25 protein-coding genes are annotated in these 22,995 nt (G+C 63.0%); 13 read left to right on the top strand and 12 right to left on the bottom strand.

What is annotated here, in order from left to right:
• Positions 1-55 precede the first annotated feature (55 nt).
• The 3 genes from yjgA (at position 56) to ACQ4WL_RS06720 (ending at position 2,040) form a co-directional block, all read left to right on the top strand.
• Positions 56-655: a ribosome biogenesis factor YjgA gene (gene yjgA, locus ACQ4WL_RS06710; protein ID WP_436508878.1), complete on the top strand. Its 600-nt coding sequence runs from the start codon at positions 56-58 to the stop codon at positions 653-655.
• A gap of 90 nt (positions 656-745) precedes the next feature.
• A complete protein-coding gene (gene mog / locus ACQ4WL_RS06715) occupies positions 746-1,375 on the top strand; it encodes a molybdopterin adenylyltransferase (protein ID WP_436508880.1) in 630 nt (209 codons plus the stop codon).
• Entirely contained in the window at positions 1,372-2,040 is a 669-nt protein-coding gene (locus ACQ4WL_RS06720; RefSeq protein ID WP_436508881.1) for an alpha/beta hydrolase, read from the top strand. Before mog ends, ACQ4WL_RS06720 begins: the two co-directional genes overlap by 4 nt.
• 57 nt (positions 2,041-2,097) lie before the next feature.
• Here ACQ4WL_RS06720 and ACQ4WL_RS06725 read toward each other — a convergent pair whose 3' ends face one another.
• From ACQ4WL_RS06725 to ACQ4WL_RS06740, 4 genes are read right to left on the bottom strand one after another with little or no spacing between them, the layout of a single operon-like run.
• Positions 2,098-2,664 (bottom strand): carboxymuconolactone decarboxylase family protein, encoded by a 567-nt coding sequence (locus ACQ4WL_RS06725; protein ID WP_436508883.1) that lies wholly within the window; start codon positions 2,662-2,664, stop codon positions 2,098-2,100.
• On the bottom strand, positions 2,664-3,512 hold the full coding sequence (locus ACQ4WL_RS06730; RefSeq protein WP_436508884.1) for a fumarylacetoacetate hydrolase family protein: 849 nt from the start codon (positions 3,510-3,512) through the stop codon (positions 2,664-2,666). The genes ACQ4WL_RS06725 and ACQ4WL_RS06730 overlap by 1 nt, the downstream gene beginning before the upstream one ends.
• Entirely contained in the window at positions 3,457-4,803 is a 1,347-nt protein-coding gene (locus ACQ4WL_RS06735) for an MFS transporter (RefSeq protein WP_436508885.1), read from the bottom strand. Before ACQ4WL_RS06735 ends, ACQ4WL_RS06730 begins: the two co-directional genes overlap by 56 nt.
• A gap of 2 nt (positions 4,804-4,805) precedes the next feature.
• On the bottom strand, positions 4,806-6,170 hold the full coding sequence (locus tag ACQ4WL_RS06740) for a KamA family radical SAM protein (protein WP_436508886.1): 1,365 nt from the start codon (positions 6,168-6,170) through the stop codon (positions 4,806-4,808).
• A 283-nt stretch (positions 6,171-6,453) separates the two neighbouring features.
• On the opposite strand from ACQ4WL_RS06740, the gene ACQ4WL_RS06745 reads away from it, so the two are divergent.
• Both ACQ4WL_RS06745 and ACQ4WL_RS06750 read left to right on the top strand, forming a co-directional pair.
• On the top strand, positions 6,454-6,912 hold the full coding sequence (locus ACQ4WL_RS06745) for a cache domain-containing protein (RefSeq protein ID WP_034780434.1): 459 nt from the start codon (positions 6,454-6,456) through the stop codon (positions 6,910-6,912).
• 68 nt (positions 6,913-6,980) lie between these two features.
• Positions 6,981-8,687 (top strand): methyl-accepting chemotaxis protein, encoded by a 1,707-nt coding sequence (locus ACQ4WL_RS06750; protein ID WP_436508888.1) that lies wholly within the window; start codon positions 6,981-6,983, stop codon positions 8,685-8,687.
• Here ACQ4WL_RS06750 and ACQ4WL_RS06755 read toward each other — a convergent pair.
• The gene (locus ACQ4WL_RS06755) at positions 8,684-9,262 is read right to left on the bottom strand and encodes a DNA-3-methyladenine glycosylase (RefSeq protein ID WP_436508890.1); all 579 of its coding nucleotides are present in this window, start codon (positions 9,260-9,262) and stop codon (positions 8,684-8,686) included. The genes ACQ4WL_RS06750 and ACQ4WL_RS06755 overlap by 4 nt on opposite strands.
• A gap of 276 nt (positions 9,263-9,538) precedes the next feature.
• Here ACQ4WL_RS06755 and ACQ4WL_RS06760 point away from each other — a divergent pair, with 276 nt between their 5' ends.
• Positions 9,539-10,405: an HDOD domain-containing protein gene (locus tag ACQ4WL_RS06760; protein WP_436509107.1), complete on the top strand. Its 867-nt coding sequence runs from the start codon at positions 9,539-9,541 to the stop codon at positions 10,403-10,405.
• Between the two features lie 106 nt (positions 10,406-10,511).
• A complete protein-coding gene (locus ACQ4WL_RS06765; protein WP_436508891.1) occupies positions 10,512-11,720 on the top strand; it encodes a hypothetical protein in 1,209 nt (402 codons plus the stop codon).
• Between the two features lie 14 nt (positions 11,721-11,734).
• Here the strand turns inward: ACQ4WL_RS06765 and ACQ4WL_RS06770 are convergent, their stop codons facing one another.
• Positions 11,735-12,271 (bottom strand): DNA-deoxyinosine glycosylase, encoded by a 537-nt coding sequence (locus ACQ4WL_RS06770; RefSeq protein WP_436508892.1) that lies wholly within the window; start codon positions 12,269-12,271, stop codon positions 11,735-11,737.
• 95 nt (positions 12,272-12,366) lie between these two features.
• Between ACQ4WL_RS06770 and ACQ4WL_RS06775 the strand changes: the two genes are divergently transcribed.
• The 6 genes from ACQ4WL_RS06775 (at position 12,367) to ACQ4WL_RS06800 (ending at position 15,898) form a co-directional block, all read left to right on the top strand.
• The gene (locus tag ACQ4WL_RS06775) at positions 12,367-12,795 is read left to right on the top strand and encodes an Mpo1 family 2-hydroxy fatty acid dioxygenase (RefSeq protein WP_436508893.1); all 429 of its coding nucleotides are present in this window, start codon (positions 12,367-12,369) and stop codon (positions 12,793-12,795) included.
• 150 nt (positions 12,796-12,945) lie between these two features.
• The gene (locus ACQ4WL_RS06780) at positions 12,946-13,395 is read left to right on the top strand and encodes an outer membrane lipoprotein (RefSeq protein WP_436508894.1); all 450 of its coding nucleotides are present in this window, start codon (positions 12,946-12,948) and stop codon (positions 13,393-13,395) included.
• Between the two features lie 310 nt (positions 13,396-13,705).
• Positions 13,706-14,650, top strand: a complete 945-nt coding sequence (locus ACQ4WL_RS06785; RefSeq protein WP_436508895.1) for a DMT family transporter — start codon at positions 13,706-13,708, stop codon at positions 14,648-14,650.
• On the top strand, positions 14,647-15,153 hold the full coding sequence (locus ACQ4WL_RS06790; protein ID WP_436508896.1) for a GNAT family N-acetyltransferase: 507 nt from the start codon (positions 14,647-14,649) through the stop codon (positions 15,151-15,153). The genes ACQ4WL_RS06785 and ACQ4WL_RS06790 overlap by 4 nt, the downstream gene beginning before the upstream one ends.
• Before the next feature lie 332 nt (positions 15,154-15,485).
• The gene (locus ACQ4WL_RS06795) at positions 15,486-15,722 is read left to right on the top strand and encodes a hypothetical protein (RefSeq protein ID WP_436508898.1); all 237 of its coding nucleotides are present in this window, start codon (positions 15,486-15,488) and stop codon (positions 15,720-15,722) included.
• Positions 15,719-15,898, top strand: coding sequence for a hypothetical protein (locus tag ACQ4WL_RS06800; RefSeq protein WP_034746290.1), 180 nt, complete (start codon positions 15,719-15,721; stop codon positions 15,896-15,898). The genes ACQ4WL_RS06795 and ACQ4WL_RS06800 overlap by 4 nt, the downstream gene beginning before the upstream one ends.
• An 11-nt stretch (positions 15,899-15,909) precedes the next feature.
• On the opposite strand, the gene ACQ4WL_RS06805 is transcribed toward ACQ4WL_RS06800, so the two are convergent.
• The 6 genes from ACQ4WL_RS06805 to hutH are packed head-to-tail and all read right to left on the bottom strand — an operon-like array spanning position 15,910 to position 22,989.
• Positions 15,910-17,412 (bottom strand): glycine betaine ABC transporter substrate-binding protein, encoded by a 1,503-nt coding sequence (locus ACQ4WL_RS06805; RefSeq protein WP_436508899.1) that lies wholly within the window; start codon positions 17,410-17,412, stop codon positions 15,910-15,912.
• A gap of 21 nt (positions 17,413-17,433) precedes the next feature.
• Positions 17,434-18,660, bottom strand: a complete 1,227-nt coding sequence (hutI, locus tag ACQ4WL_RS06810; protein WP_436508900.1) for an imidazolonepropionase — start codon at positions 18,658-18,660, stop codon at positions 17,434-17,436.
• 12 nt (positions 18,661-18,672) lie between these two features.
• A complete protein-coding gene (locus ACQ4WL_RS06815; protein ID WP_436508901.1) occupies positions 18,673-19,248 on the bottom strand; it encodes a HutD/Ves family protein in 576 nt (191 codons plus the stop codon).
• A complete protein-coding gene (locus ACQ4WL_RS06820) occupies positions 19,248-20,624 on the bottom strand; it encodes a formimidoylglutamate deiminase (protein WP_436508902.1) in 1,377 nt (458 codons plus the stop codon). Before ACQ4WL_RS06820 ends, ACQ4WL_RS06815 begins: the two co-directional genes overlap by 1 nt.
• Entirely contained in the window at positions 20,621-21,409 is a 789-nt protein-coding gene (hutG, locus tag ACQ4WL_RS06825) for an N-formylglutamate deformylase (protein ID WP_436508903.1), read from the bottom strand. The genes ACQ4WL_RS06820 and hutG overlap by 4 nt, the downstream gene beginning before the upstream one ends.
• Before the next feature lie 20 nt (positions 21,410-21,429).
• Complete coding sequence (gene hutH, locus ACQ4WL_RS06830) at positions 21,430-22,989, bottom strand: histidine ammonia-lyase (RefSeq protein WP_436508904.1); 1,560 nt, start codon at positions 22,987-22,989, stop codon at positions 21,430-21,432.
• Positions 22,990-22,995 lie beyond the last annotated feature (6 nt).

Genomic DNA, 22,995 nt, shown 5'->3' on the forward strand with positions numbered 1-22,995 from the left:
ATAGCAGTCGTTTACAGTTTACAGGTGCGGCCTACGCGGCCAATCCCGCCTTATCATGCCAAATCCAAACCGGGGAGCTTGCGGCTTCCAATCCACCGAATTCGAACAGGAATATGAACGTCCGTCGAAGTCGGAACTCAAGCGCCAGATGACCGTCCTGCAAAAGCTGGGCGAAGAACTCGTCAATGAAGCACGCGACCGCGTCAAGCGCGTCCCGATGCCGGAAGACGTGCGCGACGCCATTCTCGAATGCCAGCAGATCAAGGATCACGAAGGCCGTCGCCGCCAGCTGCAATACGTGGGCAAGAAAATGCGCACCCTGGATGAGGAAGAAGTTGCCGCCATCCAACGCACCATCGATAGCTGGAAAGGCTTGTCGAAAGCCGATACGGCCAATATGCACGCGATGGAACGCCGCCGCGACAAACTCTTGACGGACGACAAGGCGCTGACCGTCTTGCTGTCGGAAAACCCGGAACTGGACGTGCAGCACCTGCGCACCCTGATCCGCAATGCCCGCAAGGAGCAGACCGAAAACAAGCCGCCAAAAGCCTACCGTGAAATCTTCCAGATCTTGAAAGAGATCGCCAAGAAGAAAAACGGCGGCAAGAAAGATGCCGACGAAGATGACGCAGAAGCGGAAGACGACGCGTAAAAAACTGGGGTCAGACCCGGCGGGTCTGACCCCGAAAGTAGCTAAAAACCGGGATCAGCCCGGTTTTTTTACGACATAGACAGGTGCCCCATGACCACGATAGAAGACGAATTGATTATCGGCCTCGTGTCGATCTCGGACCGCGCCAGCGGCGGCGTGTATGAAGACCTGGGCATCCCGGCCCTGGAAAGCTGGCTGTCCGCCGCCATCCGCACACCGTTTCGCCTGGAAAAACGCCTGATCCCGGACGAGCGCTCGCAGATTGAAAATACCCTCATCGACATGGTCGACCTGAGCCACTGCCACCTGATCCTGACGACGGGCGGCACGGGCCCGGCGCGGCGCGATGTGACGCCGGACGCCACGCTCAGCGTCGGGACCAAGGAAATGCCCGGTTTCGGCGAACAGATGCGCCAGATCAGCCTGCAATTCGTGCCGACGGCGATTCTGTCGCGCCAGGTGGCCGTGATCCGCGAAACGCCCGAGCGCGCTTGCCTGATCATGAACTTGCCGGGCCAGCCGAAAGCCATCAAGGAAACTCTCGAAGGCTTGAAAGATGCCAACGGCGTGCAACTGGTCAACGGCATCTTTGCCGCCGTGCCATATTGCATCGATCTGATCAAAGGTCCCTACATGCAGACCGACCCGGCCATCTGCAAGGCCTTCCGTCCCAAATCGGCGCTGCGTCCGGCGCAACCTTTACCTGAGGAAAATACATGAGCACCTTGCTGGAAACCATAGAACTCGACAGCGCCCCGAACCCCACCGTCTCCATCATCTGGATGCATGGCCTGGGCGCCGACGGCAACGACTTCGTACCCCTGGTCAAGGAACTCGACCTGCGCGGCTGCCCCGCCATCCGCTTCATTTTCCCCAGCGCCGGCACCATGCCCGTCACCATCAACAACGGCTATGTGATGCGCGCCTGGTACGACATCCGCGAGAACGACCTGGTGCGCCGCGAAGATGAGAGCGGCCTGCGCGCCTCGCAGGCGCAGGTCGAGGCGCTGATCGCGCGCGAAAAGGCGCGCGGCATTCCCGCCAGCCGCATCATCCTGGCCGGCTTCTCGCAAGGCTGCGCCATGACCTTGCAAACGGGCTTGCGCCACGCAGAACCGCTGGCCGGCCTGATGTGCCTGTCCGGCTACCTGCCGCTGGCCGACAAGACGGCGCTTGAGCGCACGCCAGCGAGCCTGCAGACGCCCATCTTCATGGCGCACGGCACGGCCGACCCGGTGGTGCCGTGCGCCCGCGCACAGCAGTCGCGCGACTTGCTCACCGGCATGGGCTACAAGGTGGAATGGCATGAATACATGATGCAGCACTCGCTGTGCCAGGAAGAGATCGACGCGATTGGCACGTGGCTGAGAAAAGTATTGGCTTAAAGTAAAACAGGCGCGGTGTGCGCCGCGCCTGTCCATCCAGCTACGCCTGACACATGCTCAGGCTGGCAGCGGTGGCACGCCCAACGCCGGTACCGCCGTCTGCGCCCCGTTCATCACCATGGCCAGGAAAGTGTAGTAGCCATTGATGCCCATCAAGTCCACCACGCCGTGCTCGCCGAACAGCGCCAGCGCGCGCGCATACGTAGCATCGCTGACGCGCTTGTTCTGCTGCAACTCGATGCAAAAGTCGTGCACGGCTTGCTCATCTTCTTTCAGGGCAAGCGGCACACGCCGCGCGGCAATGGCGTCCACGGCCGCTTGCGCGATGCCGTTCTGCACGGCCAGCGGCGCGTGGATGGCCCACTCGACTTGCTGGTCCCACTGGCGCGCCGTCACCAGAATCGCCAGCTCCGACAACCGCGTGCCGATGGCGCTGCGGTAGCGCAAGTATTCTCCCATGCGCTGCGCCGTTTCCATCAGCTCGGGGCTGCGGATCAGCGGCACGAAGGGGCCATACAACGCCCCGCGCGGGCCGTCGATGATGGCTTGCGCGGCCGCCCGCTGCTGGGCGTCGAGGCGGTCCAGCGGCAGCGCGGGCAAACGGTCGATATCACACCCGGCCATCAGGCAGTCCAGGCGACCACGTCCTGCTGCTGTTCACCGAGGCCGGGGATGCCCAGGCGCATGCTGTCGCCTTTTTTGAGGAAACGCTGCGGCTTGCGGCCCTGGCCCACGCCCGGCGGCGTACCCGTGGCAATGACGTCGCCCGGTTCCAGGGTCATGAATTGCGACAGGTAGCTGACGATCTGCGCCACCGTGAAGATCATGGTTTGCGTATTGCCGGTCTGCATGCGCTTGCCATTGACTTCCAGGTACAGGTCCAGGTCTTGCTCGTCGATGACTTCATCGCGCGTCACCAGCCACGGGCCGATGGGGCCGAAGGTGTCGCAGCCCTTGCCTTTATCCCACTGGCCGCCCCGTTCCAGCTGGAACGAGCGCTCGGAAATGTCGTTGACGACGCAATAGCCGGCCACGTATTGCAGCGCCTCCTCTTCGCTCACGTATTGCGCGCGCGTGCCGATGACCACGCCCAGTTCCACTTCCCAGTCCGTCTTTTTCGAGCCTTTTGGCAACACGACATTGTCGTCCGGACCATTCAGGCAGGAAATCGCCTTCATGAAGACGATGGGTTCGGCCGGGATCGGCATGCCCGATTCGGCCGCGTGATCCGCGTAATTGAGGCCGATGCCGATGAACTTGCCCACTTTCGCCAGCGGCACGCCGAAGCGTGGGTTGCCGCGCACCAGGGGCAGCGTCTTTTCGTCGAGCTTGGCCAGCTTGCGCAGGGCCTTGTCGGACAGTTGCGCGCCGTCAATATCGGCAATCACGCCGGACAGGTCGCGCAGTTTGCCTTCTTCATCGATCAGGCCCGGTTTTTCCTTGCCTGGACGTCCATAACGAACGAGTTTCATAGTCTTCCTTGGAGTTGATCATTGCCGCTGTGCAGGCTGCCATTTTACCGGATGGCCCGGCACGCCTGTAGCGGCGAATGAAAAACATCGCAAGTCCCGGCAGTTGCAAGACCGCCAGCACGCCAAACGCCACCTGATACGCTTGCGGCGGATACTGCTGCAAGCTGTTCAGGGGCCAGCAGCCGAGGATCAGGCCAAAGCCCGCCTGCACCAGAAAGGCGCCCGTGAAAATGAGCAAATTGAGGCAAGTGGCCGCCCTGCCCGTCAAGCTGGCCGGCATGCTTTGCGCGACGATCGCATACTCGAGGCCCGTTACCGTGCCCAGCAAGGTAAACAGCACGGACAGCATGGGCAGGCTGGGCACGACGTTACACGCCATCGCCACTTGCACGGCAATGAACAGGACGATGCCGACGGCCGCCAGCTGCATCGGGGCAATACCGCGCCGCCCGGCCCATTCCGTCAGCATGCCCATGCCGATGGCGCCAAAGATGACGGCCGCCATGCCCAGGTACAGCAGATACGCCACGTTGTCGTCGGACAAACCGCCCACGTCGGCCAGCCAGCGCCCCACCCACAAGCCCTGCACGCCAAAGAACACCGTGTGCGGCAGCAGGATCAGCGCGATGGTGCGGCGAAAGCCGGGATCGCGGTACACGCTCCAGACGCTGACCTTGCTCACCGAGTGCGCGGTGGCGGGCCTGGGCATGGCCGGCGACAGCAGGCGGATCAGCACGCCGATGGCCAGCGCCGCCAGCGCCAGGCCCAGGAACACGCCGCGCCAGTCCGTGTAGTGCAGGGCCAGCTTGACGGGCATGGTGGCGGTGGCCGCGCCCAGGCCACCCACGGCGATCAGGTAACCATGCACGGAAGGCAGGCGCGCTGGCGCGATGGCGCACGAGATCGCTTTCACGGCGGCCATGAAACAGCCGCCCAGGCCTGCCCCCATCAGCGCGCGTGCCCACATCAGCTCGGCAAAGCTGTGCCCCCGGCTGAACAGCCACACACCCAGGGCAGCCAGCGCCAGCAGCCACAGTTGCACCGTGCGGGGGCCGTAACGGTCAAGCGCCATGCCGATCGGCAGTTGCACCAGCGCAAAGGCGAGAAAAAAGGCGCTGGTCAGCAAGCCCAGCTGCGCTGGCGTCAGGGCGATGGCGCCCAGCAATTCCGCCGTCAGCACGGCATTCACGCCGCGCAGCAGGCACGACAGGTAATGACCAAGCGCAAACGGCAGGAACACCAGGCAAAACACGGCCACGCCGGAACGGGCAGGCGCACCGGCGGCGGGCATGCTCAGGCAGCCTGTGCCAGGCGGATGATTTTATGCGGCAACTGCGGCATAGGCTCATCGGTCTCGAAGAAAAATTTATCATGGCCAAACGCGGGCTTTAAATCGTCTATCCACGTCGCTTCCGCATCGAACTTCGCATAAAACGGCCGGCGCACCCAGTCCGGGTTGCGCGCCTGCAAAAATTGCAGGGCAAACAGTTTTTCGCCATGGATGCTGACGATGCCATCGATGACGATCTTGCCGGGGAACGCGCTCATGGAGGGCCCGCGCACCGTGCGCGACAGGCCCGACACCATCTGGTAGGCGGCCTGGAAAATCTCGTGCGCCTTCGCCAAGGGCAACTCGAAATAGCTGCGCGGCCCCGTGTCGCGTTCGACAAACATGTAATACGGAATCGCTCCCAGGCGCGTGCCCGTCTGCCACAGCTCGGCCCAGCTAGCCGGATCTTCATTGATGTGGCGGATCAGCGGCCCCTGCATGCGCAAGGTGGCGCCCGTGGAGACGATGCGTTTCACCGCTTGCTGCGCGATATCCTGGCGCAACTCGACGGCGTGGCTGTAATGGCCCATCACGGCCAGGTTCTTGCCCGCCTTGACGATGCGCTCGAACAGGCGCAGCAAATCGTCCGCATCGCGGTCCGAGACAAAACGCTGCGGCCAATACGCCACCGCCTTGGTGCCAATGCGAATGTTCTGGATGTGTTCCAGGCCCGGCGCCAACAGCGGCTCCAGGTAGGCGGCCAGTTGCCGCGTGTTCATGATCATCGGGTCGCCGCCCGTGATCAGCACATCCGTCACTTCTGGATGCAGTTTCAGGTAGGCGACCAGCTCATGCGACTCGCGCGCATCGAATTTCATGTCATCCATGCCGACGAACTGGGGCCAGCGGAAGCAGAAGGTGCAATACGCGTGGCACGTCTGGCCCGCGCTGGGGAAAAACAGCACCGTTTGCGCATATTTATGCTGCAGGCCGCGCACGGGTGCATCGTCGACTTGCGGCACGTTATGCGTCATCTGCCCGGCCGGATGGGGATTCATGCCCAGGCGAATCCCATGCACATAGGCATCGATGGCAGCCTTGTCACGCTGCACCAGCACGAGATCGCGCAAGTGCGCGTACTGCTCGGGAGGCAGCATGTCGCGGTGGGGAAAAACGAGGCGGTAGATGGGATCGTCAGGAATATTGTTCCAGTCGATCAGCTGGTCGAGCACATAGGCATTGGTGCGAAACGGCAAGACGTGCGACACCACTTGCACGGCTACACGTTGCTCTTCCGGCAGCCATTCCCACTGACGCGCCTGATGAATGGTTTGCCGCGTATACGGCTTGAACTTGGGTGGAAACGGCTCGGTAATGAGTGCGGACACGATAGTCTCCTTGCCAACAAATAGCGATAACTTTCATGAAATTGGCCCTATGTCGGCCAATTCCAGCCTTTTCTCCCACAGGCCATGCCAGCTCGGCATGCTGTGAAAGTCATCATAATTCTTGCCACAAAGAACCAAATTGCTACACATCAACAAGCATTCCGATACGTTGCTCGCTGCCTACAAGCAACACCTTAGTTTGTTCCACCGCAATTTGATGGGACCGACGACGACGTAAATTACGGCTGTGCAACACATCCCTCGATTCTCACAAGGAGCTGTCATGAAACGCTTATTCACGGGTAGCCTGCTGTGCCTGGCCTTTGCCGGCGGCAGCGTCAGTGCCGCGGTCGAACCAACGGAAAAAGACGCCATCGCCATGGCCGAACGGGGCGCCGCCTTCATGAAGGCACATGGCAAGGAAGAGATGATGAAGAAAATCACGGCGAAAGACCCCGACTTCGTGCAGGGCTCGCTGTATGTGGACATGCGTGACATCAAGACGGGCATCGTGCTGGCCCACCCCATCAATCCTTCCATCGTGGGCAAGGATTTGACGGATGTGCCCGATGCGAATGGCAAAAAATATCGCCGCGAAATCATCGAACTGGCGCAAAAGCAGGGCAAGGGCTGGGTCGACTACCAGTACAAGAACCCCACCAGCGGCAAGATCGAGCCGAAGACCACGTATATCCTGCGCGTCAACGATGTGGTGCTGGAAGCGGGGATCTATAAAAAATAAGGCAGGGGCTGCGCACACGCACGCCGTGCGCCGCCTGCCATTGGAACGGCCATAGCCAGGAGTCAAGCATGCTCAATCAATTACGTATCGGACCAAAATTATTGCTGGCGCCCGCCCTGGTCTTGCTGCTGCTGCTACTCAGCTCGACCGGCGCCTGGTATGGCATGGTGCGGCAAAATGCCTCGCTGGAAAACATGGTACGCGTGCGCATCACGCATCTGAAGGCGGCCGCCGACATACTGGGCGAGGCCAGGCACGTACACGGCAATATGTACCAGTTACTGTCGTGGACGAATGGCAGCTTCGCCAAGGCTCGCCTCGATACACTGGAGCAACAGATCAAGGCGCGTCACGCGGCCATCGGCACCCAGCTGGCCACGCTGCGCGCCACGGCCACGGGCGCCGAGCGCAACCTGGTCGATGCCGCCATCACGGCCCTGGCCGGCTACCGCAAGGCCGTGCTGGAAACCATGGAAATGGCGCAGATGGACCAATCGATTGCCACCAATTCCATGCTCAAGGCGGAAACGCAATTCGGCCTGTTCAATACGCAGCTGGCGCAGTTGTCGGCCCTGGAAACGACGCTCAGCAGCCAGGCCCATGCGACGGCCAGCACCGAGTTTCGCAAGCTGGGCTGGAGCCTGCTGCTGACCGTCCTGCTCTCCATCCTGGTCTCCATCGTGGTGACCATGCTGGTACGCCGCGCCATGCTGGTGGAAATCCGCGGCATTGCCGACGCCGTGCAAGACCTGGCGGCGGGCAAACTGATGGCCAGCGCGCCCAAGCAGGGCAATGACGAGATCGCCGCCACGTCGCGCGTGCTGGACCAGACCATCGCCAACCTGAACCAGACCTTGCGCACCATCATGGGTGCCGTGCAATCGATCGATACGGCCTCGCGCGAAATTGCCACCGGTAATCTGGATCTATCGGCGCGCACGGAAATGCAAGCGAGCTCGCTGGAAGAAACGTCGAGCGCCATGGAAGCGCTGACGCTCGCCGTCAATGACAACGCCGACAATGCCCAGCTGGCCTGCGAGCTGGCGGGGCAAGCCTCCACCCTGGCCGTGCAAGGGGGCGTGTCGATGCTGCAGGCGGTGACGACGATGGCGACAATACGCGCCAATTCACGCCAGATCGTGGATATTATCGGTGTGATCGACGGCATTTCCTTCCAGACCAATATCCTCGCGCTGAATGCGGCGGTGGAAGCGGCGCGCGCGGGCGAACAGGGCTGCGGCTTTGCCGTGGTCGCGTCCGAAGTGCGCACCCTGGCGCAGCGCTCGGCACAGGCGGCCAGGGAAATCAAGACCCTGATCGCCACTTCGGTCACCACCATCGATGGCGGCAGCGTGGCCGTGCAGCAGGCCGGTGACAGCATGGGCGCCATCGTGGCCTCGGTGCAGCAAGTCAATGACATCATCCAGCGCGTAAAACAGGCAAGCGCCGAACAGGCCTCGGGCATCACGGAAGTGAATCAGGCCGTCACGCAAATGGATGATGTCACCCAGCAAAACGCGGCCCTGGTGGAGCAGGCGGCAGCGGCGGCGGCCAGTTTGCAGGACCAGGCCGTCAAACTGTCGGCGGCAGTCAGCGTCTTTACCCTGGACGATCACACCGCTACGCCCGCCGGCCACAGCGAAGACGAGGCATTCCAGCCTCCGGCCAGCCCCGTCAACGGAGAAGGCAAGGACCGGCGCGCGCTGCATAGCCCGCTGCGCGGCAAGTCCGCCCTGCGCGGCGCAAGCACGCCGCCACAGCGCCGGCGCAGCTAAGCGGCTGGAGCGCGCATGGGTTTGCTTAAATATGGCGAACCGGCCAGCACGAAGCGCCACGGCGTTTCCATCGCCTTGGAAATGCCGATGCGCGGGCCCGCTTGCACCGTCACGTCATCCTCGCGGGCCAGCAGCATGAACGGCGGTGCATCGAGCGCCAGGCGATTCTGCAGCTGGCTTACACCGAGCGCCTGGCACACCTTGCCCGGTCCCGAACACAGCTGCCGCATACCCTCGACACCGCGCCGTTCGCGCATGGCATCGATACCCGCCAGCGGCTCGATGGCGCGGATCAGCACGCCTGCGCCATGCCCCGCTTCGCGGCACACAAAGTTCAGGCACCAGTGCATGCCATACGAGCGGTAGACATAGGCGTGCGCGGGCGGGCCAAACATGGCCGCATTGCGCGCCGTCATGCCGCCATACGTATGCGAAGCGGGGTCCAGCCGGTCATACGCTTCCGTTTCCACGATGCGCCCGCCTACGCCGTCGACCAGCACGGTCACGCCGATCAGTTGGCGCGCCACGCTGCAAGAATCGTCCGCAAAATCGATGCCCACCAAGCGTTTTTTCATACGGCAATTGTAGCGCCACGCTTGCCCGCACGCACCAGCGGCTGCCTTAAAAACAAATACACCTTACTTTTTTCACCATAAAAACAGGGGCTGATTACGTCGTAAAATGAGCAACATCGGTGGCAATCACGGCAAAAACAGGAATTTTTCGACAATCTATTGTAGAGATGAACTATTGCCATGCATAAACATGGATAATCATCGGGCATTGCACAAGGCGTCCATGAGGCCGTCCATGCGCAGCGCACGACCGAATAACCAGCGGGCAAGACAATGATGATGAGAGCGGCAGCGCAAAAGCAGGTAGTGCAGGAAGATCCGGTTGACGCCTTGATGCGGTCCATCCGCATCCCGCCGCGTCCCAGTCTGCTGGTCGACCTGCAGCGGGAACTGGCCGAAGACGACCCGTCGCCGCGGCGCATCGCACGCATCATCGCCGACGATGTCGGCATGTCCGGCGCCCTGCTGAAATTGGCCAATTCGCCCTTCTATGGTGCCACGCGCAAGGCCAAATCCGTCGAACAAGGCATCAACTTTCTCGGCATCAACCAGTGCAGCGCCATGATGACCGGCTTGCTGGCGCGCCAGGCGCTGGAAGCGGACGGCGTGGAACTGACCAACTTCTGGGATGTGTCGGCCAAGCGCGCGCGCGCGCTGGTGTTTACCTCGCGCAAGTTGCGCATCGCCCCGCCCGACATTGCCCACACCTTCGGCCTGTTCTGCGATATCGGCGTGCCCCTGCTGATGAACCGCTTTCCCGACTACGTCAAGACGTACGCAGCGGCGGCCAATGATGCACACAATTGCTTTACCAGCCTGGAAGACGCGCGCCACCAGACCAACCACGCGGCCATCGGCTGCTTGCTGGCGCGCAACTGGGGCCTGTCCTCCGATGTCGCCTGGGCCATTCTGCACCACCACGACTACACGGTGCTGGCGGACCCGTCCACGGACGACGCCATCCGCTCGCTCGTCGCCCTGTCGCTGCTGGCCGAAAAGGGCATTCAGCGCTACCATGGCAACAGTACCTCGCTGGAATGGGACAAGGGCGGCGAACTTGCTTGCCAGCATCTCGGCCTGTCGCAGGAAGAAGCCGCCGACCTGCTCGACGAGCTGCACGAGATGTTCGATACCGACCATTGAGGTATCAGGCGGCCGCGTCCGCCTGTATGATCTGTCCCGGCGCCTGGCAAAGCCCTGGCGCCCGTTTCCGTTTGCCTGACCCGTCTTTCTTAACCTGTTGATCGCCATGCCCAAAAATAAGCGCCCTGTCCCCCGTAAATCCGCCAACACGCCTGAAGACAAGGATGAGTCCGTCACGCGCATGCTGTGCACGATGGCCCTGAACCTGGCGGAGCAGGAAGACAGCGAATCGCAGGGCACGGTACTGGCCGAGCAAGCCGTCGAGTTCGGCCGCCTGATCCGCAAGGCCTTGAATCAAAAGAAGGATGAAATTCTGTACGACGCCATCGAGCGCGCCAAGTATGAAGACGTGGGCGCCTACCAGTATTTGCGCAGCCATATCGAGGAAGCGGCCTCCATTTCCGTGATCCGCCGCGAGAATGCCCCTGCCATGGAAATCAACGCCTTTGTCGTGCCCCTGCTGGTGCAAAGCACGGGCGGCCTGCGGGAAGCGGACAGTTTCCAGGACCAGGACGCATTCGAAGCGCTGGTGAAAAGTTTCCAGCAGGCAGAACTGGAAAGCGCCAAGGCCAAGGTGGTCTTGATGAGCCACGCCTACGACCTCGATGAAATCGACCGCATCACCTATAGCCACTTGCACGAGATGGTGCGCGATGCGTACTCGTCGATGACAGACAAGAAAATCGTCGCCACGCCGGGCCTGGAAAACAGCATCGTCGGCTGGAGCGAGACGGCCTTCGGCCCGCAAGACACGGCCGTCGAACTGCGCTTCCTGCTGGGCTTTGCCCTGAAGCGCGTGGACGACCCGTTCTATGCGGAACCGAAGGACGAAGCGACGCTCGACGCCTGGTTCGACGCGCGCATGGCCCGCTACCAGCAGTGGACGACGGAAGTCGGCGACCTGGTGAAGCGCTGCCTGGCGCCGGCCGGCAGTGCCCTGGAAGTGAGCTTCCTCTACCAGGATCTGTTCCACGGTGGCAAGGAACAAGGCATGAGCGAGTATGCGATGCTGCAGATGATGTCGGGCATCAACCATGCATTGGCGGAAAATAACGTGGACGCCGGCGACGTCTCGGTGGTCGTCGGTCCGGCCGATGAGCATGGCGAAATGCTGCTGCGCGTCAATGTCAGCACAGCGGGTGGCCAGCTGCTGCACAGCGCCGACAAGCCGCTGGACCTGGCCGCCGACCTGCAGGACGAAGTCGACGACATTTGCGATGCACTGGCCACCATCGGCGTCACCAACTTGTCCGTGGCACTGAAATTCGACGCCAAGGGACAGCCGCTGGAAGCGCAGCCGTACGCGCCGGCCTAAAGCCGGCAAACTGATCAACGCGCGGCCGGCTGGCCACGCAGCGACAGCCATGCCTGCAATTTCAGCGCATACGCCAAGGTGTAGGCGGGGCTGCTCGACGGCAAGCTGACGATGCGGTAACGCTGCGCGTGCTCCCCCAGCACATTGACGCCCAGCTTCGCGGCCGTGCCGCCGTTGAAGGCGATCGTGTGCAGCTGCGGCAGGCTGGCAGCCAGGGCCACCAGGTCGTTGTCGTCGCGGGCGCGGATATTACTGTCCAGGCTACCCGTGCGCTGCGCCTGCGCCACCACGTCCCACAAGCCCACGCCGTGCGCCAGCAAGGTTGCCAGACGCCCTTCATAGGGCAGGCTCTTCAGCTCCACGCCCAGCACTTCGCCCAGCAGCATCCAGAACTTGTTTTGGGGATGCGCATAGTATTGGCTGTGCGCCAGCGATTTTTCTCCGGGCAGGCTGCCCAGTATCAACAGGCGGGTGTTGGCATCGACGACGGGATCGAAGCAGCGCTTGCGCGGGTCGGCAGCCGCGTCTGGCAAGAAGGCTGGGCTATTCAAATGTGAGGTCCGGAAGGGAAGACGAAGGGCTATTTTACCCGGCCACGCGACGGTGTAGAATTCCCGCACAACCTCCTCCACACAAGAGACCGCCCATGCGCACCATCGACACCCTGCTGGCCCAGTATGGCGAGAGCCACCGCAACCACGTCAATGAATGGGTGCACATCGTGTGCGTGCCCTTGATCGTTTTCAGCCTGCTGGGACTGCTGTGGAGCGTGCACCCCAGCGTGGCGCTGCTCGCCAGTATTCTGGCCTTATACTATTATTACAAGCTGTCGCGCCCGTTTGCGGCGGGCATGCTGGCGATGCTGGGCACCATGCTGGGCCTGCTGCTGCTCATGCCGGCGCTGACTATATTCCCCGTGTCGATGGCGCTGTTTGTGCTGGCCTGGATAGGCCAGTTCATCGGCCACCAGATCGAAGGCAAGAAACCGTCATTCCTGGACGACTTGCGCTTCTTACTGGTGGGACCGCTGTTCGTGCTGGGATTCTTGTACCGGCGCCTGCGGCTGGCGTATTGAGCAGCAGGTGGCCCCTTGGTCACGCGGAACCGGTAACAGATTTTTACTATTCGCAACTGGTTATCTGCGGCAAGTGTCCTTATGATAAGTCAGCATCTTTACTGCCGGTCGACGCAATCGGCAACTAACTTTTGTCCAAGGGAGTCCCACATGAAAGCACCAATCATTGCAGTGGTATTGCTCGCCACCCTGGCCGGCTGCGCCGTACAACCGAACTCGGCGAACGTGTACAACGCGCGCCAGGCGCAGAATGAACAATCGGTTCGCATGGGCACGGTTGAATCCGTGCGCCAGGTGACCATCGACAAGGGCGAAACAGGCACAGGCGTGCTGGCTGGCGCGGCGCTGGGCGGCGTGGCCGGCTCGACAGTCGGCGGCGGCAAGGGCGCCATCGCGGCCAGCATCCTCGGCGCGGTCGCCGGCGGCATGGCGGGCAAAAGCATCGAAGCGAACGCTTCCAACAAACCCGGCCTGGAAATCACCGTGCGCCTGGACAATGGCGACATGCGCGCCATCGTGCAAGACGCGGACGAACTGTTCCGTCCGGGCGAGCGCGTGCGCCTGCTGTCGGATGGCCGCAAGACCCGCGTCACGCATTGATCTGCTTGCCGGCGCATGCGCTCAGCCGAATGCGCCGGCAGCGAGCAAGGCAGAAGGGTGCAGCCAGATGGCAATCACAGCGGTCACGACGACATACAGCAGCACGCTCCATACTTTGATCTGCAGTGAAGCTGGCATGGCGGTCCCCCTTCAAAGATGCGATTCAGAGAATATTTACTTGATAATAATGTAAATATTTTCATAAATTTAACATTTTCCAGAAGCACTGCGCTGGCTCAATGTCTGAGGCTAGCTTGCCTGCGCATTTGCCAAGCTCGACCGGGACGCGCTATGCCCGTATACTTGCGCGATGTCCTCTCCTCTCCTGTTCATCATTGCCTGCCTCATCTGGGGCTCCACCTTCTGGGCCATCACTTTGCAGCTGGGCGATGTCGCCCCCGCCGTTTCCGTGGTCTACCGCTTCGGCCTCGCTTCCGCCACCCTGTTTGCCTGGTGCGCCTTGCGCGGCGACCGCTTGCGCCTGCCCTGGCGCGCGCAAAAATGGATGCTGCTGCAAGGCCTGGCCTCGTTTGCCCTCAGCTATGTCTGCACCTACAGCTCGGAGCAATACCTGGTCTCGGCCCTCGTCAGCGTGCTGTTTGCGCTGATGGTGTTCTGGACACCCTTGCTCAACCGCATTGCTTTCGGCACGCCGATTACCTGGAGCACCTGCTGCGCGGCATTTGTCGCCATCTGCGGCATCGTGCTGCTGTTTTACCAGTCCATCGGCGCGGCGCTGCACGATATTCTGGGCGGCGGCAATGGCCACTTCCTGCTCGGTTTCATACTGGCCCTGGTGGCCACCGTGTCCAGCACGGCAGGCAATGCCCTGGTCATGAAAGTGCGCGAACATTCCGGCAACGTGATGCTGACCATGGCCTGGACCATGCTGTGGGGCACCTTGATGGTGGCCGGCTGGGCCATCGCCACGGGCCAGTCCTGGCAGTTGCCCGCACGCCCCAGTTACTGGATGGGATTGGTGTATCTGGCCATCTTCGGCTCGGTGATCGCCTTCAGCGCGTATTTCACTTTGATCGCCCGCATCGGCACGCAAAAGACCGTGTATATCGGCGTTGTCACGCCCGTCATCTCCGTGCTGCTGTCGGTGCAGTTCGAACATTACCGGCCCGCCGCCATCGAATGGGTGGGCATGCTGCTGTGCCTATCCAGCGTGGCCTGGGCCCTGACCTCGGGCGCGCGCAAGACGAGTAGCATTGCGTCCCTTTCCACCACTCCACCAACAAAGGCAACATGAGCACCTCTTCCTCCCTCGCCATTCGTTCCGCGACCGCAACTGACGTAGCCGCCATCTTTGGCATGATCCACGAACTGGCCGTGTTTGAAAAACTCGAACACATGATGATCGCCAGGGAATCCATGCTGCACGACAGCCTGTTCGGCGCCCATCCCGCGTGCGAAGCGCTGGTGGGCACGGAAAATGGTGCAGTAGTGACGTTCGCCCTGTTCTTCCATAATTTTTCCACCTTCCTGTGCCGCAAGGGGCTGTACCTGGAAGACCTGTACGTGAAGCAGTCGGTGCGCGGCAAGGGCTATGGCAAGCAAATGCTGGTGGCGCTGGCGCAACTTGCCGTCGAACGCGATTGCGGCCGCTTCGAATGGTCGGTGCTGGACTGGAATGAAAACGCGATCAACTTCTACAAGGGCATGGGCGCGGACGTGATGCCGGACTGGCGCATTTGCCGGGTCGCTGGCGATGCCTTGACGCAATTGTCGGCAGGCACTCCAAAACCAGCATAAACCATTTACCCAAAAAAATCCCCGCGGGCTAGCGGCACCGCGGGGTGAACCCATTGTCAAGTGGGAGGGGGAGAATGCAATCAACGGTTATCAATATAAACGCTACGACTTGTCGCCGCGACGACCTTTACATTTGCTTACCGGGCCTTACATTTTCCTTAAATCTGCCAGCGAACTGTCCATCCTTTGCCACAGTTTATTTCCGTGGTTCAATCAATGTGCCGTGCAAGCCGATATGTTGTTGCGTAACCCCATTACCACCCTGCGAATTCTTATAGATTTGGTACACTGTCAGGCAGGCGGTGCAGCCAGCAACCACGGCAAAAATGACCATGCGACGCTCCTTGATTTTTTTGAAGGTATCAGGGAAAACAGAGCCTGAGGCCGATGATGGCCAGGCAGGGAAGATTCAGTGTGGCATCTTCTGCTGGTGGGGCATTGCGCAATATCAAACGCGTCAAAGTGACGGCGCGCTGGCGTTTGATACGACGCAAAATGGCGGCAATGCGCTCACACACAATGAACGAATCAATGACCGAATCGTTACGCATATGGGAGCCACATCATGAATGTCTCTGCCAAACCGCTCGTCATGAAAATCTACCGCGCCTATCTGCGCTCCCGCCTGGAACGCTATACACGCGACTTGCAAGCCATCGCCGAACAGCGCGAGAACGACTTCCAGGCTGAACGCATCCTGCACCAGGCCGTCGTCTCGGTGCGCTCGAAACTGCACTCGCTGTAGCCGCGATGCCGTCATTGCTGCCGGCCGGCCACGGCCCAGCGCTCCACCAGCTCGAACAAGCCTTGCGTCAGCAGGGCCAGCACGGCGGCGGGGATCGCGCCGGCCAGCAGCATATCGTTGTCATTCAGCGCCAGGCCGATGGTGATGCGTTCGCCATAGCCGCCCGCGCCGATGAAGGCGGCGATGGTGGCCGTGCCCACGCTCATCACGGCCGCCGTTTTCACGCCTGCCAGCATGACGGGCAAGGCCAGCGGCAAGTCCACGTGCAGCAGGCGGTCGCGCCGGCTCAAGCCCAGCGCCAGCGCCGCCATGCGCAAGCCTTGCGGCACCTGCAAGATGCCCGTGCAGGTATTGCGCACGATGGGCAGCAAGGCGTACACGAATAGCGCCACCAGCGCCGGCACGGTGCCGATCATGCCCAGCACGGGGATCAAGATCGCCAGCAGGGCCAGGGAGGGCACCGTTTGCAGCACGCCGACGAAGGCCAGCACTGCTTGCCGCAGCGGCGCCGAAAACGCCGCCAGCACGCCCAGCGGAATGCCGATCAGGCAAGCCAGAGCGACCGACAGCAGCACCAGGGTCACGTGCTGGCGCGTCAGGCTCCACAAGTCGTCGCCGATGATTTTAGCCAGCAGGCCGCTGCGCGCTGCGCCAGCGGATTTATCGGCCTTCATGCCGGACGCCAGCCATTGCCGCGCCACTCCCGCAAAGCTCTTGCCATCGATTTCCACGGCCGCATTCATGGCGATCATGTCGCCCTCGCTGATGCGCCCCTGCAACCGCAGCAACGCTTGCCAGGCGGCGGGAAAGCGCGGCGGCAGGTCGAGCCGGTACAGCAGCATGGCGTCATAGCGGGGAAAGTACTGCTGCGTGTCGGCCAGCACGCGCAAGCCATACTGGCGAATCTTCGCATCCGTCGAATAGATGTCGATCACGTCCACCTGGCGCTGCGCCAGCGCTTCATAGGCGATGCCGTGATCGAGTCCGCGCGGGCGCTGCGGCAAACCATAGCGGGCGGCCAGGCCCGGCCAGCCATCGACGCGACCGATGAATTCATGCGACAGCCCGAATCTCAGGGCCGGGTGCTGCGCCAGTTGCGTCAAGTTCGTGATGGATTTTTCATCACCACGCACGGCCAGCGCATAGGTATTGTTAAAGCCCAAAGGCACGGCCACGCCCAGCCCCAGCGCCGCCAGCTCGCGCCGCATCTGTTCCAGATCAATCGGTTTGTCGTGCTTGAGGATTTCGCTGGCGATGGTGCCCATGTATTCGGCATACACGTCGATGCTGCCCGCCTGCAGCGCGGCGAGCACGATGGCCGTATTGCCCAGTCCCTGGCGGTGCTGCGTCTTGACGTACGGCGCGGCGCTCTGTTTGACGATTTCGCCGAGGATGTAGGATTCCGTGAAACGCTTCGAGCCCACCTTCAAGGTACCGCCGTCCAGGGCATGTGCGGGCGCGGCGGCAAAGACAAGCAAGAACAGCAAGTAAAACGGCAAGTAAGCAGCACGCACGCGGCGCTCCAGGACGGATGATCAATCCGCCAAGCTTACCACCGGCGCGCGCCAGACACCGCCATGCACCACGCCCACGCACGGGTTCAGGCCCAGCGCATACGCCAGGTCGGCCGGACGCGCGATGCGCCACAGGGCGAAATCGGCGCGCTTGCCCACCACCAGGCTGCCCGTTTCATGCTGCAGGCCCAGCGCGCGCGCCGCATGGCGCGTGCAGCCGGCCAGTGCTTCCTGCGGCGTGAGGCGCCACAGGGTGCACGCCATGTTCATCGCCAGCAGCAAGGACGTCATGGGTGACGTGCCCGGATTGCAATCGGTGGACACAGCCATCGGCACGCCCGCCGCGCGCAATGCCGCGACAGGAGGTTGCTGTATTTCGCGCAAAAAGTAATACGCGCCCGGCAGCAGCACGGCCACCGTGCCATGTTCCGCCATGGCGGCGATGCCCTCTTCCGACAAGAATTCCAGATGGTCGGCCGACAGGCCGCCATAGCGGGCCACCAGCGCCGCGCCACCCAGGTCGGACAACTGCTCTGCATGCAGTTTGACGGGCAAGCCCAAGCCTCGCGCCGCCTCGAAAACGCGCTGCGTTTGCGCTGGCGTATAGCCGATGCGCTCGCAAAACGCGTCGACGGCGTCGACCAGGCCATCACTGGCCAGCTTGGGCAGCATCTGCGCGCACAGCAGGTCGATATACGCGTCGGGCTGACCCGCATACTCGGGCGGCAGCGCATGCGCGCCGAGGAAGGTGGTGCGCACGGACACCGGCAGCTGTTTCCCTATCCTGCGCGCCACGCGCAGCATCTTCGCCTCGCTGTCCGCAGCCAGGCCGTAGCCGGACTTGATCTCCAGGGTGGTCACGCCCTCGGCCAGCAGCGCCAGCACGCGGGGCAGGCTTTGCCGCAGCAACTCGTCGTCGCTGGCCGCGCGCGTGGCACGCACGGTAGACATGATGCCGCCGCCGGCGCGGCTGATCTCTTCATAGCTGGCGCCATTCAGGCGCGCCTCGAATTCGTCGCTGCGGTTGCCCGCGTGGACGATATGCGTATGGCAGTCGATCAGGCCGGGCGTCAGCCAGCAACCCTGGCCATCAATCAGCACCGCGCCGCTGGCCGGCAGCTCGTCGCCAGGGCCGAACCACGCGATGCGGCCATCCTTGACGGCGATGGCTGCGTCCAGCAGTTCGCCATAGCCGTGTTCCATGGTGGCCAGGTGGACGTTGTGGATGACCAGGTCCCAGTCTTGCATGTCTTTTCCTTCCTAGATGAACAGGTCGACGCGGAACACGGCCGTGCGCTGCAGAGCTTCCAGCCGCCATTCCTGCGCATCGTCGGCGTCCAGCAGCAGGGCGTCATAGCGGGCCAGCACGAACTGCTGGTCATCGCCACGCGCCAGCACGGCGCCATCGCCGGCGACAAACAGCAGGGTCGCCGCGCTGCGCCGCGCCAGCTTGCCCGGTGCCGTGATTTTTTCCAGCTGGTGGCGGCAGCGGTCACGCCGCGTCATCACATTGAAATCCGTTGTCGTCCCCTTGAATTGCGCGACGACGGCCGCCTCGCCGGGAAACCACAGCATCGGTTGCGCCGCGCTCAAGACCACCTTGCGCGTGCCATCGAGCGTCAATTGCACGCTGTCTCCATCGACCAGCATCAGGCTGCGGTCGATGCCGGGAAAGCTGGAAAACGGCCCGCTGGCCGTGATTGTCGCCAGGCTGATACGCCAGTCGAAGTCGTCGAAGCCGGCGCCCAGGGGAGCAATGGCGATCTCCGTCGTGCTGCCGCCACCATTTTTCCACGGCGCGGCACGCAGGTATTCATGCGGGATGAAGGTCGCCATCAGAGCGCCCTCAGTTGCGCCAGGGTGCGCTTGTAGGCGGTGGCGATGGCATCCTGCGCCAGATGGTGCCCACCGCGCACCTGCCACTGGCCGCCACACAACACGTCGCGCACCAGGTTGTCGTTGCCGCAGAAAAGAAAACTGCCCAGCACATCGGCGATGGCCACGCCGCACAAGTTCACGTGCGCCTCGTCGAGCACCAGCAGGTCGGCGCGGCAGCCCGGCGCCAGGGCACCGAGCTTGCGTCCGGACGCCTGCGCGCCGCCTCGCAAGGCCGCCTGCCACAGGTAGTCGCCCACATGGCGTTCATCGGGTGTGGCGGCGACATTGCGCTGCTGGCGCTGCAAGCGCTGGCCGTATTCGAGCCAGCGCAATTCCTCGACGGGCGACTGCGACACATGGCTGTCGCTGCCGACGCCGAAGCGCCCGCCGGCGGCGATGAATTCGGCCAGCGGGAACAGCCCATCGCCCAGGTTCGCCTCCGTCGTCGGACACAAGCCGGCCACGGCGCCGCTGGCGGCCATCAGCGCCACTTCCTCGGGCTGCATATGCGTGGCATGCACGAGGCACCAGCGCGCATCGACATCGACGTGGTCGTACAAGTACTGCACCGGGCGCCGGCCGCTGTAATCGAGACTCTGGCGCACTTCGCCCTGCTGTTCGGCGATATGGATATGAATCGGACGGTCCGCAGGCAGCGCTTGCGCCACTGCACGGATCTGCGCCACGCCGGCGGCGCGCAGCGAGTGGGGCGCGAAGCCCACCTCCACCTGCCCGCCGCGCTGCGGCGCCAGCGCCTCGACGATGCGCAGCACATCATCCGCATCGGTGCGGAAGCGCGCCTGCTCGGCTTTCAACGCTTGTTCGCCAAAGCCAGCATGGCTGTACAGCACGGGCAACATCGTCATGCCGATGCCGCTGAGGCGCGCCGCAGCCAGCACCCGTTCAGCCGTCTCGGCGGGGCGCGCATACAGCGCGCCAGCCGCATCGCGCTGCAGGTAATGAAATTCGCACACGGCCGTGTAGCCATGGCGCAGGCATTCGGCAAACAGCTGCGCGGCGATGCTTTCCGTCTGCTCCGGCGTGATGTGGCGCGCAAAGCGGTACATCAGTTCGCGCCAGGACCAGAAGCTGTCCGGCGTATCGCCGCTTCCCTCGCCGGCGATCTCCGTCATGCCGCCCAGCGCGCGCTGGAAGGCATGCGAATGCAGGTTGACCATGCCGGGCAAGACATATTGCGCCACTTCCACGCCAGGCGGCGGAGCGGCCTCCTCCCGGATGTGCGTCAAGTCGCCGGCCGCATCCCACTCCAGCAGCACGTCGCGGCGCCAGCCTTGCGGCAGCAGCGCATGGCGCGCAAACAAACAGCCGCTCAACGCGCCACCCACGCCACGGCCGCTTCCATCATCTGGCGCAGCAGCGGCTGCACTCGCGCGGCCAGGTCAGGCCGGTAACCGAACGGCATCGCTTCATCCATGTACAGGCACTGGCACATCTCCAGCTGGATCGCATGCACGCGGCCTGTCGGCTGGCCGTAATGGCGCGTGATGTGACCGCCCTTGAAGCGGCCATTCAGGGCGACCGTAAATTGCTCCTGCGCGCGCGCGATATCGACCACGGCGGAGGTCAGGCCCGCATCGCAGCTGGCGCCATCGGCCGTGCCGAAGTTCAGGTCGGGCAGCTTGCCGTCAAAGAAGCGCGGCACGTGCGAGGCGATGGAATGGGCATCCCACAGCACCACGGCGCCGTGCACGCGCAGCAGGCGGTCCAGTTCCGCGCGCAGTTGCGCATGATACGGCGCCCAGTAGCGCTGCAACCGGCGCTGTACGTCGGCCGCATCGGGTTCTTTGCCGGCCAGGTACAGCGGCTCGCGGTGGAAGGTATCGTTGGGCAGCAAGCCCGTCGTATCCTGACCCGGGTACAGATTCGTGTCTTCCTGCGGGCGGTTCAAGTCGATGGTGTAGCGCGACCAGCGCGCCGACAGCACCGACGCGTCCATCTCCTGCAAAAAGCCATATAGCTCGCGCAAATGCCAATCCGTATCGGCCTTGATCAAGGCCTGCGGCGTCATGCGCGCGGCGATATCGTCCGGTATGTCGGTGCCCACGTGGGGCATCGACACCAGCAGCGGAATGCTGCCTTCGTTGAAGCGGAAATCCATGCCTGTCTCCTTGCGCCCGCTCAAGCGTACAGCGGGGCGAACAAATTCTTGCAGGTGCTGCTCAATTCGCCGCGCAAGACCATCTGCTTGGCCGCTTCGATGTCCGGCGCGAAGAAGCGGTCGGCGTCGAAGAATGGCACTTTCTGGCGCAGCTGGTGGTGCACGTGCTCCAGGTGCGGCGAGGTTTTCAGCGGGCGGTGGAAATCGATGCCCTGCGCGGCGGCCAGCAGCTCGATGCCGACGATAACGGCCGTGTTGTGCGCCATGTCGTCCAGGCGGCGCCCGGCAAACGTGGCCATGCTCACATGGTCTTCCTGGTTGGCCGACGTCGGCAGGCTGTCCACGCTGGCCGGATGCGCGAGCGACTTGTTTTCCGACGCCAGCGCGGCAGCCGTCACGTGGGCGATCATGAAGCCGGAATTGACGCCGGGGTCGCGCACGAGGAAGGGCGGCAGGCCGGACAAGGTGGCGTCGATCAGCAGTGCGATGCGGCGCTCGGCCAGCGCGCCGATTTCAGCGATCGCCAGCGCCAGGGTGTCGGCGGCAAACGCCACCGGCTCGGCATGAAAATTGCCGCCGGAGACGATTTCCGCCTGGCCGTTGGGACCGTCCTGGAAGATGAGCGGATTGTCCGTGACGGCGTTGGCTTCGATCAGCAGGGTGCGGCCGACGTTACCAATCAGGTCCAGGCAGGCACCCATGACTTGCGGCTGGCAGCGCAGGCTGTACGGGTCTTGCACGCGCTCGTCGCCTTCCAGGTGCGAAGCGCGAATCGCGCTATTGGCCACCAGCTGGCGGTACATCTGCGCGGCCAGGATTTGCCCCGGCTGTCCGCGCACGGCATGCACGCGCGCGTCGAATGGCGCATCGCTGCCCTTGGCCGCATCGAGCGACAGCGCGCCCGTGACCATGGCCGCTTCCAGCAGACGCTCGGCCATGAACAAGCCATGCAGCGCCAGCGCGTTCGACACTTGCGTGCCGTTGATCAGTGCCAGGCCCTCTTTTGCCGCCAGCACCACGGGCGCGATGCCCGCCTGCGCCAGCGCCTCGGGCGCCGGCATCAATTCGCCATTGACGCGCACGTCGCCCACGCCCAGCATGGCCAGGGTCATGTGCGACAGCGGTGCCAGGTCGCCCGAGGCGCCCACGGAACCCTTGGCGGGAATGGCCGGCATGATGCCCGCGTTGTACAGGGCGATCAGGGTATCGACGATCAGCGGGCGCACGCCGGAATAGCCGCGCGCCAGGCTGCCGATCTTCATCAGCATGATCAGGCGCACGACGGCGTCCGACAGAAGCTCTCCCGTGCCGACGGAATGCGACAGGATCAGGTTGCGCTGCAATTGCTCCAGCTTTTCATCGGGGATACGCGTCTTGGCGAGCAGGCCGAAGCCCGTATTGATGCCGTAGGCCGCATCGCCCTTGGCGACGATGGCTTGCACGGCGGCGGCCGACGCCTCGATGACGGGATACGCCTCGGCGGCAAGAATCAGTCTGGCGGGTGCGGCCCAGACGGCGCGCAGATCAGCCAGGGTCATCGCGCCCGGTTTCAGGGTCCAACTTTTGGCATGCTGTGTCATAGTCAT

It is taken from the genome of Janthinobacterium kochi (assembly GCF_051380715.1).
Taxonomy (GTDB): Bacteria; Pseudomonadota; Gammaproteobacteria; order Burkholderiales; family Burkholderiaceae_D; genus Janthinobacterium.